General features: G+C 73.5%; 11 protein-coding genes. 10 read left to right on the forward strand and 1 reads right to left on the reverse strand.

What is annotated here, in order from left to right:
* Nucleotides 1-106 precede the first annotated feature (106 nt).
* From MMF93_RS31670 to MMF93_RS31710, 9 genes are all read left to right on the forward strand, one after another.
* On the forward strand, nucleotides 107-1,291 hold the full coding sequence (locus MMF93_RS31670; protein WP_242756596.1) for an acyl-CoA dehydrogenase family protein: 1,185 nt from the start codon (nucleotides 107-109) through the stop codon (nucleotides 1,289-1,291).
* Between the two features lie 209 nt (nucleotides 1,292-1,500).
* Nucleotides 1,501-2,430, forward strand: a complete 930-nt coding sequence (locus tag MMF93_RS31675; RefSeq protein WP_242756598.1) for a VOC family protein — start codon at nucleotides 1,501-1,503, stop codon at nucleotides 2,428-2,430.
* Between the two features lie 92 nt (nucleotides 2,431-2,522).
* Nucleotides 2,523-3,992 (forward strand): FAD-dependent oxidoreductase, encoded by a 1,470-nt coding sequence (locus MMF93_RS31680; RefSeq protein WP_242756600.1) that lies wholly within the window; start codon nucleotides 2,523-2,525, stop codon nucleotides 3,990-3,992.
* A gap of 160 nt (nucleotides 3,993-4,152) precedes the next feature.
* The gene (locus tag MMF93_RS31685) at nucleotides 4,153-4,902 is read left to right on the forward strand and encodes an SDR family NAD(P)-dependent oxidoreductase (RefSeq protein WP_242756601.1); all 750 of its coding nucleotides are present in this window, start codon (nucleotides 4,153-4,155) and stop codon (nucleotides 4,900-4,902) included.
* A gap of 54 nt (nucleotides 4,903-4,956) precedes the next feature.
* Nucleotides 4,957-5,733, forward strand: coding sequence for an SDR family oxidoreductase (locus MMF93_RS31690; RefSeq protein WP_242756603.1), 777 nt, complete (start codon nucleotides 4,957-4,959; stop codon nucleotides 5,731-5,733).
* Between the two features lie 183 nt (nucleotides 5,734-5,916).
* Nucleotides 5,917-7,077 (forward strand): steroid 3-ketoacyl-CoA thiolase, encoded by a 1,161-nt coding sequence (locus tag MMF93_RS31695; RefSeq protein WP_242756605.1) that lies wholly within the window; start codon nucleotides 5,917-5,919, stop codon nucleotides 7,075-7,077.
* A gap of 5 nt (nucleotides 7,078-7,082) precedes the next feature.
* Entirely contained in the window at nucleotides 7,083-9,287 is a 2,205-nt protein-coding gene (locus MMF93_RS31700; RefSeq protein ID WP_242756607.1) for an acyl-CoA dehydrogenase family protein, read from the forward strand.
* Between the two features lie 15 nt (nucleotides 9,288-9,302).
* A complete protein-coding gene (locus MMF93_RS31705; protein ID WP_242756609.1) occupies nucleotides 9,303-10,175 on the forward strand; it encodes a MaoC/PaaZ C-terminal domain-containing protein in 873 nt (290 codons plus the stop codon).
* Nucleotides 10,172-10,840: a PaaI family thioesterase gene (locus tag MMF93_RS31710; protein ID WP_242756611.1), complete on the forward strand. Its 669-nt coding sequence runs from the start codon at nucleotides 10,172-10,174 to the stop codon at nucleotides 10,838-10,840. Before MMF93_RS31705 ends, MMF93_RS31710 begins: the two co-directional genes overlap by 4 nt.
* A 90-nt stretch (nucleotides 10,841-10,930) precedes the next feature.
* Here the strand turns inward: MMF93_RS31710 and casG are convergent, their stop codons facing one another.
* Nucleotides 10,931-12,577, reverse strand: a complete 1,647-nt coding sequence (casG, locus tag MMF93_RS31715) for a steroid-24-oyl-CoA synthetase (RefSeq protein WP_242756613.1) — start codon at nucleotides 12,575-12,577, stop codon at nucleotides 10,931-10,933.
* Between the two features lie 248 nt (nucleotides 12,578-12,825).
* On the opposite strand from casG, the gene MMF93_RS31720 reads away from it, so the two are divergent.
* Nucleotides 12,826-13,587, forward strand: a complete 762-nt coding sequence (locus MMF93_RS31720; RefSeq protein ID WP_242756615.1) for an SDR family NAD(P)-dependent oxidoreductase — start codon at nucleotides 12,826-12,828, stop codon at nucleotides 13,585-13,587.
* Nucleotides 13,588-13,696: the final 109 nt, after the last annotated feature.

The following is a 13,696-nucleotide window of genomic DNA, read 5'->3' on the forward strand; positions in this document are numbered from 1 at the left end:
CTGCCGGCCCGCCCCCGAGCCCCGGCCGCACCGCTACCCCAGTCCCCGGCCGGGGACCGCACCCAAGCCTCCGCACAAGAACCTCCGCACGGAAGAGGGAAGCCGCATGCCGAACCCCGTACTCGACGCGATCACCGAACGTGCGGAGGAGATCCGCGCGCTGGGCACCTCCAACGAGGCGCTCGGCCGGCTGGACGACCAGGCCGCGAAGGTCCTGCGGGACACCGGCGCCATCCGGATGCTCCAGCCGCAGGCGCACGGCGGTCTGGAGGCGCACCCCCGCGAGTTCGCCGAGACGGTCATGAAGATCGCCGCCTGCGACGGCTCGACCGGCTGGGTCACCGGCGTGGTGGGCGTCCACCCGTGGGAGATGGCGATGGCCGATCCCCGCGTGCGGGAGGAGGTGTGGGGCCTGGACCCCGACACCTGGATCGCGTCGCCCTACGCGCCGATGGGGCTGCTGCGCCCCGTCGACGGCGGCTACGTCTTCAACGGGCACTGGCAGTTCTCCTCGGGCACGGACCACTGCGACTGGATCTTCCTGGGCGCCTTCCTGGCCGACAGCGACGGCAACCGGCTCAACCCGCCGCGCTCGATGCACGTGATACTGCCGCGCGCCGACTACGAGATCGTCGACGACTCCTGGGACGTGGTCGGCCTGCGGGGAACGGGAAGCAAGGACATCGTCGTGCGGGACGCCTTCGTCCCCGGACACCGTGTCATCGACTACGACAAGGTCGTCGACGGGCGGCTCGCCAGGGAGGCGGGCCTGACCAACCCGACGTACCACCTGCCGTTCTCCGCGGCGTTCCCGCTCGGCATCACCGCGTCCGTCATCGGCATCTGCGAGGGCGCGCTCGCCCACCACCTCGCCTACCAGCGCGACCGGGTGCAGATCACCGGCACCGCGGTCAAGGACGACCCCTATGTGCTCTACGCGGTCAGCGAGGCGGCCGCCGAGATCGCGGCCTCGCGGTCGGCGCTGCTGGACAACATCTGCCGGCTCCACGACATGGTGGCGGCCGGCCAGGAGGTCTCCTTCGACCGGCGGGCTGTGGGCCGCCGCACCCAGGCCAGGGCCGCGTGGCGGGCCGTCCGCGCGGTCGACGAGATCGTCGCACGCTCCGGCGGCAACGCCATGCGGATGGACAACCCGATCCAGCGGTTCTGGCGCGACGCGCACACCGGCCTCGCACACGCCATCCACGTCACCGGAGCCGTCTTTCACGTCGCGGCGCTGACGCAGATCGGTGTCGAGCCGCCGCAGGGGCCGATGCGCTCCATGATCTAGCGGCTCCCGGCCTCCAGCCGGGAGGTGCCCCCACAAGCCACCAACCCACCCGCGGATCACACCCTGCGGGAGGTGGCACCCCTGCCGGGAGCGGAGCCGCAGGACAAGCCTGGTGGTCGCGGCTCCGGGACGGCGTGGCCGCTCAAGGCGGCCGCGGGCACGCACCAGAAGCGGAAAGCGCGGACGAACAGCACGTGAGGAGAGCACACATGACGCACATCCGAGGACTGGGCTACCTGCGGGTGCAGACCCGGGACATCGACCGCTGGCGCCAGTTGACCGTCGAGGCGCTCGGCTTCGCCGAGGGCTCCGGCCCCGACCCGGACGGGCTGTATCTGAGGATGGACGAGCGGCGGGCGCGGCTCGCGGTGCTGCCGGGCGACACCGACCGGGTGCAGGCCGTCGGCTGGGAGGTGCGCGACCAGTTCGCCCTGGCCGCGGTCGGCCGCGCCGTCGAGGAGGCGGGCACGGCGGTCAAGCAGCTTACGCAGCAGGAGGCCGACGAGCGCGGAGTGGAGGCCGCTGTCACCTTCGACGACCCCGCGGGCGTCCCCGTCGAGGTCTTCTTCGGCCCCGTTCTTGACCACAGCCCCGTCCTGACCGGGCTCGGGCAGACCTTCGTCACCGGCGGCCAGGGGATGGGGCATGTGGTCCTGCCGACGACGCGCATGGAGGAGACCGTCGCCTTCTACACCGAGGTCCTCGGATTCCTGCCGCGCGGCGGGATCAGGCTGGGCGGACAGGAAGCGGACGCCCCGCCGCGCCGCGTGCGCTTCGTGGGCGTCAACCAGCGCCACCACAGCCTGGCCCTGTGCCCCGCACCGCACGGCGAGGAGCCCGGCCTGGTGCACCTGATGGTGGAGGTCGACAGTCTGGACGCGGTGGGCCGCGCGCTCGACAACGTGGCACGGCTCGACTTCTCGCTCTCCTCCACCCTGGGCCGGCACACCAACGACAAGATGGTCTCCTTCTACGTCCGGGCGCCGGGGGGCTGGGACATCGAGTACGGCACCGAGGGCATGCTCGTCGACGAGGCGCACTACACCGCGGAGGAGATCACCGCGGACAGCTACTGGGGCCACGACTGGTCCGGGTCGCAGCCGCTGGCTGCGTTCACCCCGCCAAAGGCCGGCCGGTGAGCGGGGTCCGGCCGGCGGACGCGCGCCCCCGGCCGGAGCATCCCGGGGCGCCGCGCGGTGGTGCGCCGCGCGGCCGCGCTGGTGCGTGGCCGGTGACGCCGGTCCCCGCCGCCTCCGTGAGCCGGTACGACCACGTCACCGACGTCCTCGTGGTCGGCTTCGGATGCGCCGGCGCCGCGGCGGCCTACGAGGCGGCCCGTGCCGGCGCCGAGGTCACGGTCCTGGAGCGCGCCGGCGGCCCCGGCGGCTCCTCGGCACTCTCCGGCGGCGAGCTCTACCTGGGCGGCGGGACGCCCGTGCAGCGCGCGTGCGGCTTCCAGGACACCGCGGACGACATGTTCGCCTACCTCCGAGCCGCCCTCGGCCCGCACGCGGACGAGGAGAAGCTGCGCGTCTACTGTGACGAGAGCGTCGAGCACTTCGAGTGGTTCACCGACCTGGGCGTCACTTTCCACCACAGCCTGTGGGACTCACCCACCTGGATGCCGCCGTCCACGGACGGGCTGATGTGGCTGGGCGAGAACGCCTGGCCCTACAACACGCTCGCCCGCCCCGTCCCGCGCGGCCACCGCCCCGCCACCAACTGGTGGGGCGGCCGGCTGCTGATGGACGAGCTCACGGCGGCGGCCGGCGAGGCGGGCGCCGTCACGCGGACCGACACCGTGGCCACCGCGCTGATCGTGGACGGCGACGGGCGGGTGGCCGGAGTGACCGCCAGGCAGTACGGCGAGGAGCTGGCCCTCCGCGCTCGCAGGGCCGTCGTGCTGACCACCGGGGGCTTCGCCGACAACGAGGAGATGCTGGCCGACCACGCGCCCTTGCTCCTCGGGCTGGGCAGGGTCAGCGACGGCCTGGACGACGGCAGCGGCATCCGGATGGCCGCCGCGATCGGCGCGGCCACCCGGCGGATGGCGGTGACCGAGATCGCGATGACCGCGCTGCCGGCCATGGCCGTGCGCGGCATGCTGGTCAACGCGCACGGGCAGCGCTTCGTCAACGAGGACGTCTACCCGGGCCTGTTCAGCGTCGCCGCGCACCGCACGCAGCCAGGCCCCTACTGGGTGATCGTCGACGAGGAGGGCTACGAGGCCGTTCCCGAGGCGGAACGCTGGGGCGTGCTCCCGCGCTTCGTCGAAGAGGACCTGGCGGCCCTTGAGGCGGACCTCGGCATGCCCGCCGGCGCCCTGGAGTCGGCCGTGGGCACGTACAACACCCACGCCGAGCGGGGAGCCGACCCGTACTTCCACAAGGATCCGGCGTGGCTGCGTCCGCTGAAGCCGCCCTTCGCGGCGCTCGACCCCCGCAGCGGCTTCGCGACGGGGGAGCGGAACAGCGCGGGGACGGGTCCGGGAGCGGCCGGTTTCACGCTGGGAGGGCTGCGCACCACCGTCGAGGGAGCGGTGTTGACCGTGGCCGGAGCGCCGGTCCCGGGCCTGTACGCGGCGGGCCGGGCCAGCTCGGGCATCCACGGGGAGGGCTACATCAGCGGTACGTCACTGGGCGACGGCACCTTCTTCGGCCGGAAGGCGGGGGTGGCGGCAGCGGACGCCACCCCGGGCTGACCCGGGGCGTGGAGAGCACCGAGGGCGATGCGCGGCGCGCGGCGGGGCGCGGGGAGCAGCCCGGGCGCCGGCTTCCGTTGAGTGGGACGCGGCCCGCCCGGCGCTTCGGCGGCGCATAGCGTCAGCCGCCCTGCTCCAGCCCTCCTACGAAGGACCGTGGATGAACCGTTTCGCGGGTGTCGGCGTCCTGCTCACCGGTGCCGGGTCCGGCATCGGCCGTGCCACCGCGCTCCGTCTGGTGGAGGAGGGCGCCGCCGTCTTCGGGGTCGACCTGTCCCCGAGCGGCCTCGCCAAGACCGCGGCGGCGGCGAAGGGCCCCGGCCGGATCGTGACGCACGTGGCCGATGTGAGCGACGAGAGCGCGGTGGTGGAAGCCGTCGCCGCGGCCGCCCGCCGGCTCGGCGGTATCGACGTCCTGATCAACGTCGCGGGGCTGCACAGGACGACCCCCATCGACACGCTGACGGTGGCCGACATGCAGCGGCTGTTCTCCGTCAACGCGGTGGGGACCGCGCTCTTCTGTCGCGAGGCGCTGCGCCACCTGCCCGACGAGCGGGGCGTCATCGTCAACGTGGCCTCGTCAGCGGCCACCCACGGCAACCCGTACATGAGCGCCTACTCCGCCTCCAAGGGCGCGGTGCTGGCGTTCTCGCTGTGCCTGGCGTCCGAGGTGGCGCACCGGGGCATCCGGGTCGTTCCCGTCTCGCCCGGCTCGGTCGCCACGCCCCTGACGGCGGGCGGGGACGTGCTGCCCGCCGCGCTGGACACCGGCTACTACCAGCGGATCAGGTCACTGTTCGGGGCGGCCGACCCGGAGCAGATCGCCGCAGTCATCGCCTTCGCGGCCTCCGGGGACGGCGGCTATCTCACCGGCGCCGAGATCCGGGCCGACGGCGGCTCGCACACCTGACCGGCCCCGCGCTGGCGGCGGGACCGGCCGATCACCCAGGAGGAGAGCACACGCATGACACGTCGTATCGCCGTCAGCGGGGCGGCATCAGGCATCGGCAAGTCGCTCGCCACGCTGTTGCGGACGCAGGGGGACGACGTCGTCGGTATCGACCTCAAGGACGTCGAGGTCTGTGCCGACCTCTCCACCGCCACCGGGCGCTCCGAGGCCGTCGAGAGGGTGCTGGAGCGCACCGGGGGCGCGCTGGACGCGGTGGTGGCCTGCGCGGGCATCTCGGCCACGCGCCCGGCCACCGTCGCGGTGAACTTCTTCGGCGTCACCGAGCTGTTGGCGGGCCTGCGTCCCGCACTGGCCGCCTCGCGGGCCCCGCGGGCCGCCCTCGTCGGTTCCATCGCGGGCACCGCGGCGACCGTGCCCGAGGTCGTCGACGCCTGCCTCGCGCATCGGGAGGCGGAGGCGCTCGATGCGGCGGCCGCCGCTGCCGCACGAGGCGAGGGCAACAGGATCTACCCCTCCTCCAAGGCCGCGCTGGCCCGCTGGATGCGCGGTGTCTGCCTCACCGACGACTGGGCCGCTGCGCGGATCCCGCTGAACGCGGTGGCACCCGGGGTGGTGCTCACCCCGATGCACGCGGCACACGCGATGACCGAGGAGCAGCGCAAGAGCGTCGACGAGGCGGTCCCGATGCCGCTGGGCGGGTACGCCGAGCCCGAGGTGATCGCGCGGGCTCTGCGGTGGCTGATCAGCGCGGAGAACACCCACATGACGGGCCAGGTGATGTACGTGGACGGAGGCGCGGAGGCGACCCTCAGGGGCCGGGACAGGTTCTGAGGCACCGGGTTGTCGAGCGTGGCCCGGGCGCCGGGTGGGGGCCGGCTCGGGGAGTCTCCGGGGCGGGCCTGCGGCCACTCAGTGGGACTGGCGTTGCCGAAAAGAAGAACGAATTCTAGTTATTGGGGGAGCGCACCACACCCACCCGGCCCCCGCGGGCCGCCTCACACGTTACGGAGAACCATGGCCGAGGCCGTCATAGTCGAAGCCGCACGCACCCCGGTCGGCCGGCGCCGCGGTGTCCTGTCGGGACTGCACCCGGCCGAACTGCTGGGCCTGACACAGCAGAAGCTGCTGGAGCGCGCCGGCGTCGCACCCCGGGAGGTCGAGCAGGTCGTCGGAGGCTGCGTCACCCAGGCCGGTGAACAGTCCAACAACGTCACCCGCACCGCCTGGCTGCACACCGGCCTGCCCCACACCACCGCCTGCACCACGATCGACTGCGCCTGCGGCTCCTCGCAGCAGGCGGTGCACCTGGTCGCCGGGCTCATCGCCTCGGGCGCGATCGAGGTGGGCGTCGGCTGCGGCGTCGAGGCGATGAGCCGGGTCTTCCTCGGACAGGCGCAGACGCCCGGCACCGGCGTCCCCGTGCCCGACAGCTGGTCGCTGGACATGCCCGACCAGTTCACCGCCGCCGAACGGATCGCCCGCAACCGCGGCATCACCCGCGCCGAGGCCGACGCGCTCGGCCTGACCTCCCAGCGCAGGGCCGCCCGCGCCTGGCAGGAGAAGCGCTTCGACGGCCAGATCGTCGACGTCCACGCCCCCGTGACGGGCCCCGAGGGACCCACGGGGGAGACGGCCGTCGTCACCCGCGACCAGGGGCTGCGCGAGACCACCGCCGAAGCGCTCGCCGGGCTGAAGCCGGTGGTCCCCGACGGCATCCACACCGCGGGCAACTCCTCGCAGATCAGCGACGGAGCGGCCGCGGTGCTCCTGACGAGCCGCCGGGGCGCCGCCCGCCTGGGGCTGCGGCCCCGCGCCCGCATCGTCGCCTCCGGCATGGTCGGCGCCGATCCCTACTACCACCTCGACGGGCCGATCGAGGCGACCGCACACGTCCTGCGCAAGGCCGCGATGACGCTGGACGACATCGACCTCGTCGAGATCAACGAGGCGTTCGCCTCCGTCGTGCTGTCCTGGGCCAGGGCCCACGAAGCCGACATGGACAAGGTGAACGTCAACGGCGGCGCGATCGCCCTCGGCCACGCGGTGGGCTCGACCGGCGCCCGGCTGCTCACCCAGGCGCTCCACGAACTGGAGCGGAGCGACACGTCGACGGCGCTGGTCACCATGTGCGCCGGCGGAGCGCACTCGACGGCGACGATCATCGAACGGATCTGAGACCCATGACCATCGGACTGACCGAAGAACACCGCGACCTGCGCGACTCCGTCCGCGCGTTCACCGCCCGGCACGTCACCCAGGACGTCGTCCGCAAGGCCGTGGACGCCGAACACGAGACGCTTCCCCCCTACTGGCGGGGGATCGCGGACCAGGGCCTGCTCGGCCTCCACCTGCCCGAGGACACGGGCGGCGCGGGATACGGGCTCACCGAACTCGCCGTCGTTCTCGAGGAACTCGGCCGTGCCGTGGCCCCTGGCCCCTTCCTGCCGACCGTGCTCGCCTCGGCGGTTCTCTCCCGCGCCGGCCACTCCGCCCATCTGCCGGGGCTCGCCGACGGCACCACCACGGGCGCCGTGGGGCTGCGGCCCGGCACCCTGACGCTGACCCGTTCGCCGGACGGCCGGGCGCTGCTCACGGGCGAGTCGGAACTGGTCATCGGCGGACACGTCGCCGACATCCTCGTCCTGGCGGCCCAGGAAGGCGACACCACCGCGTGGGTGCTGCTGCCGCGGGGCCGGGTGGAGACCACCGACCTCCGCAGCCACGACCTGACGCGCCGCTCGTCGCGGATATCCGCGCGGAACGTGGCGGTACAGGACGAGGACGTCCTGGCCCTCGACGCGAGGACGCCGCTCGACCTGGCCGCGGTCCTCTTCGCCGCCGAGGCCTCCGGCATCGCCGACCGCGCCGTGACCACGGCCGCCGAGTACGCCCGTGTGCGGGAGCAGTTCGGGCGGCCCATCGGCCAGTTCCAGGGCGTCAAACACCGCTGCGCCCGGATGCTCGCCGACGCCGAGCAGGCCAGGGCCTGCGCCTGGGACGCCGCACGCTCGGCCGACCCGGGCGCCGTTGAGGACCCGCGCGAGGCCTCGCTCGCCGCCGCGGTCGCCGGCGCCACCAGCGTGGCCGCCGCCTTCGCCACCGCCAAGGACTGCATCCAGGTCCTCGGCGGCATCGGCTTCACCTGGGAGCACGACGCGCACCTGTACCTGCGCAGAGCCCAGACCCTGCGTCTCGCCCTCGGCCCCACCGCGCGGTGGCGCCGCCGCGTCTCCCGGCTCACCCTGGAGGGCGTCCGCCGCCACCTCGGCATCGAGCTGCCGCCCGAGGCGGAGACCGTACGCGCCGAAGTCCGCGCCGAACTGCGGGCGGCCCGCGAACTGGAGGGCAAGGAGCGCCTCGACCACCTCGCCGACCACGGCTACACCGCGCCGCACCTGCCGGCCCCGTGGGGCAAGGGGGCCGACGCCGTCGCCCAACTGGTCATCGGCGAGGAGATGCGGCAAGCAGGACTGACCGCCGTCGACATGATCATCGGCGGCTGGGTGGTGCCCACCCTCATCGCGCACGGCGACGCGGCACAGCGGGAGAAGTTCCTGCGGCCCTCCCTGCGCGGCGACCTCACCTGGTGCCAGCTGTTCAGCGAGCCGGGCGCCGGCTCCGACCTGGCGGGGCTGAGCACCCGCGCGGTCAAGACCGACGGCGGCTGGCGGATCACCGGGCAGAAGGTGTGGACGTCCATGGCGCGCGACGCCCACTGGGGCATCCTGCTCGCCCGCACCGACGCCGAAGCGCCCAAGCACAGGGGCCTGTCGTACTTCCTGCTCGACATGGCCTCGCCCGGCATCGACATCCGCCCGCTGCGGCAGATCACCGGCGAGGCCGAGTTCAACGAGGTCTTCCTCGACGACGTGTTCGTCCCCGACGCGATGCTCGTCGCCGAACCGGGCGACGGCTGGAAACTCGCCCGCACCACGCTGGCCAACGAACGCGTCGCCCTCTCCCACGACTCCTCCCTCGGCTCCGGCGGCGAAGCCCTGCTGGAGCGGGCCGCCGACCGGCCGCACGAGATGGACGACGAACGGCTCACAACGCTCGGCGGCATCCTGTGCGACGCCCAGGCCGGCAGTCTGCTGGGCCTGCGGACGACGCTGCGCTCGGTCGCCGGGGCACAGCCGGGCGCCGAGGCCAGCATCGCCAAACTCGTCGGCGTCGAGCATCTGCAACAGGTGTGGGAGACCGCCATGGACTGGTCGGGCAGCGCCGCGCTGACCGGCGAGGGCCCGCGCCAGGACGCCACCTGGATGTTCCTCAACTCCCGCTGCATGTCGATCGCCGGCGGTACCACCGAGGTGCAGCTGAACATCATCGCGGAGCGCCTGCTCGGGCTGGCGCGCGATCCCGAGCCCGCCCCCGCGCGTGCGTGAGAAGAAAGGCCGACCATGCCCATCGACCGGGACAAGGCGCTGAACGCGCCCCCCTCCGTGCGCGAGATCAGCTGGACCACTCGCGACGTCCTCCTCTACCACCTCAGCCTCGGCGCGGGATCCGACCCGGCCACAGGACCGCAGCCGCACCTGACCTACGAACGCGGGCTCGCGGTCCTGCCCACCTTCGCGATGGTCGCCGGCACGGGCGTGTCGTCCGGTGAACGTCCGGACGCGTCCTGGGACATGCCCGGAGTGGACATCGACCTGCGCGCGATCCTCCACGCCGGCCAGGGTCTCGTGGTGCACCGCCCGCTGCCGGCGGCCGGTTCGGCCACGGTCAGCTCCCGCGTCACCGAGGTGTGGGACAAGGGCAAGGCCGCGCTGATCGTGCGGGAGTCGACCGCCCGCGACCCGGGGGGCGCACCGCTGTGGACGGAGACCATGCGGATCTGGGCACGCGGCGAGGGCGGCTTCTCGTCGGAGTCGGGCCCCGAGGAGGCCTGGTCGGTCCCCGACCGCGGGGCCGACCTCGTGGTGGACACACCGACCGTGCCGCAGCAAGCCCTCCTCTACCGGCTCAACGGCGACCTCAACCCGCTGCACGCCGATCCGCAGACCGCCCGCGCGGCCGGCTTCGACCGGCCGATCCTGCACGGCCTCGCCTCCTACGGGCTGGTCTGCGCGGCGCTCGCCGAGGGCGTGCTCGACGGGGACGTGAGACGGCTCGCGTCGCTGTCCGTCCGGTTCGCGGGCGTCCTCTTCCCCGGGGAGACCCTCCGCACGGCGGTGTGGCGGGAAGCGGACAGGCTGCTGCTGCGCTCCACCTGCCCCGAGCGCGACGAGGCACCCGTGCTCACCCACGCCACCGCGGTGGTGAACGCGTGAGCGCCGCACCCCACCAAGAGCCCACCCGCACGGCGGGCACGCCCGGCGTGACGCGCCCCGCTCAGCTGGTCTCCGAGCCCCGCGAGGGCGGGGTCGACGCGGCGGTCGCCGCCGCCCGCCGGGTCGTCGACGCGCTGCTGCGAGCCGGCGACGGGACGGACGCCGACATGACCGGGGTGGCCAAGCAACTCCACGCGGTCGCCGACGGCCTGGAGGACCAGGCACCTGCCCGCGAGGAACGCCTGGTCGAGATGTGGCGCGGTGACGGCATCACCCGGCACGACCCGGTGACCGGACCCGAGAACGCGCTCGCACCGCCGCTGCGCCTGACCGGCGACGAGGACGGCTCCGTGGCGGGAACCCTCACTCTCGGCCTGCCGTACCAGGGGCCGCCCGGATGCGTGCACGGCGGCGTCTCGGCGCTGCTGCTCGACCACACACTCGGAGTCGCCAACCACTGGGCCGGCCTGGTCGGGATGACCGCCGAGCTGACCGTCCGCTACCACAGGCCGGCCCCGCTGTTCGAACCGCTGACCGTCTCGGGGCGGCAGGTCTCCGTGGACGGCAGGAAGATCCGCACCATCGGTGCCCTCTCGGCCGGCGGTCGCGACTGCGTGACGACAGAGGGCCTGTTCATCGCCAAACAGGTGCCGCGCCCCCGCTGAGCGGATCCGCTGCACGACGAGAGCGCCCCGCCCGGAATCTCCGGGCGGGGCGCTCTGGTCATGGCCGGTGCGGGACGACGGCGCAAGGCGTCACAACGGGGGGATGAGATGGCGGGCGATCTTCCCGGTGGCGTTGCGCGGCAGACGGTCCTTTGTGATCCGCCAGCGGGCCGGCACCTTGTAGTAGGCGAGCCGCTCCCGGGCGAACGCGGTGAGGCCGTCGGCCGTCACGCCCGAGCCTCCGTCGGCCACCACCACGGCGCCCACCTCCTGGCCGAGGTCCGGATGCGCCACACCCAGGACCACGCACTCGCGCACCCCCTCGCACTCGGCCAGCACCTCCTCGATCTCCGCGGGGTAGACGTTCTCGCCTCCGCGTACGATCAGGTCGGAGCGGCGGCTGGTGAGCCTCATGCGGCCCCCTTCCAGCACGCCGATGTCACCGGTGTGCAGCCAGCGGTCCGCGCGGATCGCCTGCGCGGTGGCCTCGGGGTCCTCCCAGTACCCGAGCATGTTGAACGGGCTGCGCAGACAGATCTCCCCCTCCTCGCCCTCGGGGAGCGCACGCCCGACCGGGTCGCGGATCTCCAGCTGCACCGTGATGTTGGGGCGGCCCAGCGTCTCCGGCGCCTCGGCGAGGTCGGCCGCGGTGGCCAGCGTCGCGCCGGTCGCCGACTCGGTGAGCCCGTAGCTGTTGGCGAGCGACCGCCGGGCGACGGGGAGGGCCTGGCGCAGCCGTTCGTGGAAGGCCGGGGAGGAGGGCGCGGAGGCGAGGGCGAACGCCGACAGCGACGAGAGGTCGTACCGCTCCAGGCCGCCGTGTTCGATCAGGCGGTGCGCCATGGTCGGCACCGCACCCCAGTTGGTGACCCGCTCGCGTTCGATGAGGCGCAGCACCCGGTCCACGTCGAACCGTCCCTGGTGCATGACGACGGTGCCGCCGAGGGCGAGTTGGGGGACGGCGAGATTGTGCAGGGTCGCGATGTGGAACAGCGGCAGGGCCAGCAGATGGCGCCGGACCGCCGGGCTCGCCGCATCGCCGAGCTCGGCGGACACGGCGTCGTTGAGGCGGTGGTAGTCGATCACCGCGAGCAGGTTGCGGTGCGTGTGCACGGCGCCCTTGGGGCGGCCCGAGGTACCGCTGGTGTAGACGACGACGGCGGGGTCGTCCTCGTCGATGTGCGGGCAGGGCAAGGGCGCGTCCGGGTACGCGTGGGAGAGCCGCTCGACGTCGTCGGCGAGGGTCAGCAGGCGTACGCGGGAGTCGTCCACCAGCGGGGCCCGCCGCTCGTCCGCCACGACGAGGGCCGGCCGTGTGTGGCCGATCGCGTAGGCGACCTCGCGGGCCGACCACCACGAGTTGTAGCCGACCGCGATCGCGCCGAGCGAGACCGTCGCCCAGAACGCCGTGATCCAGCCCGGCTCGTTCGCGGCCAGGATCGCGACCCGGTCGCCCTGGCGCACTCCGAACTCGTCGTGGAAAGCGCGCGCCAGGGACGCGACCCGGCGGGCGTGTTCGGCGAAGGAGACGCGCGTCTGTTCGGTGACGAGGTAGTCGCGGTCACCGTGCCGAACCGAGTCGGCCACCACCTGGGCCAGTGAACCGGCCCGGTGGGCGAACACCCGCATCCGGGAGCCGAGCACGTCCTCCTCGACAAGTTCGAACGCGCCGCCGGGCCCGGTCAGCCGTCGCACGAGGTCCGCGGCCGACTCCTGCTGCTCCGTTGCCGCGTTCATGGGCCTCCCTCTCGCCGGGGTGGGTGGTGTGCGCGTCATTTTTCTCGTCGCGCCCGCGGGAACCAGCCGGTTCCCGGTGACCGGGACCCGGGCCCGTCCCCGCGGCCCGCTTCCCCCGCTGAGTGGGACTCGGCCCCAGGCGAGGCGCGGCGCGGCCGAAGACTTGGCGTGGCGAGGCGCCCGGCACGCCATTCCGGAGCCTCGCCCGGCGAAGGACAGCGCCCACGGACGAGGGAAGAAGGAGCGGGATGGGACATCTGCAGGGCAAGGTCGCGATCGTCACCGGTGCGGGATCGGGCGTCGGGCAGGGCATCGCCCTCGCGCTCGCCGGCGAGGGAGCGTCGATCGCCGCCCTCGGGCGTACCCCCGGGAAACTGGAGGCGACCTGTGCACTGGTCGCCGAGCGCGGGGGCAGGGCGGAGGCCCTGAGCTGCGACGTGGCGGACACCGACCGCGCCCCGGAGCTGGTGGCGGAGGTCGCCGACCGCCTGGGCGGCGTCGACATCCTCGTCAACAACGCCTACAGCGGGGTCTACGGGCCCCTGCTGTCGATGAGCGACACCGACTTCCGGCGCGGGTTCGACAGCGGCCCGTTCGCCGCCTTCGCGTTCATGAAGGCCTGCCACCCGCACCTGAAGCGGCGCGGCGGTGGCGTCGTCGTCAACCTGGTCAGCTCGGCCATGGTCCGCTGGGATTTGCGCACCTACGGTGCCTACGCGGCGGCCAAGACCGCGCTCCGCTCCCTGACCCGCACGGCGGCAGGAGAGTGGGGCACCGACAACATCCGGGTCAACGCGATCGCGCCGCACGCCACCTCGCCCGGCTACCTCAGGTGGGAAGCGGCCAACCCCGAGGAGGCGGAGGCCTTCCGCGACTCCATACCGCTGCGCTACGTCGGTGACTGCGAGGAGGACATCGGACGCGCCGTCGTGATGCTCTGCGGCCCCGACGCCCGCTACCTGACAGGGGCCACGGTGCCGCTCGACGGCGGACAGGCCAACTTCGACTGACGCGCTGCCACCGGCGAGCGGCGGCCCGGGTCAGGACGGGAAACGGCCGTTCCGCCGCTCCCGGTCAGCGGGAGTGCACCGGTCCTGCGCGGCTCGGATGCCTAACGTC

It is taken from the genome of Streptomyces tubbatahanensis (assembly GCF_022699385.1).
GTDB lineage: Bacteria > Actinomycetota > Actinomycetes > Streptomycetales > Streptomycetaceae > Streptomyces > Streptomyces diacarni.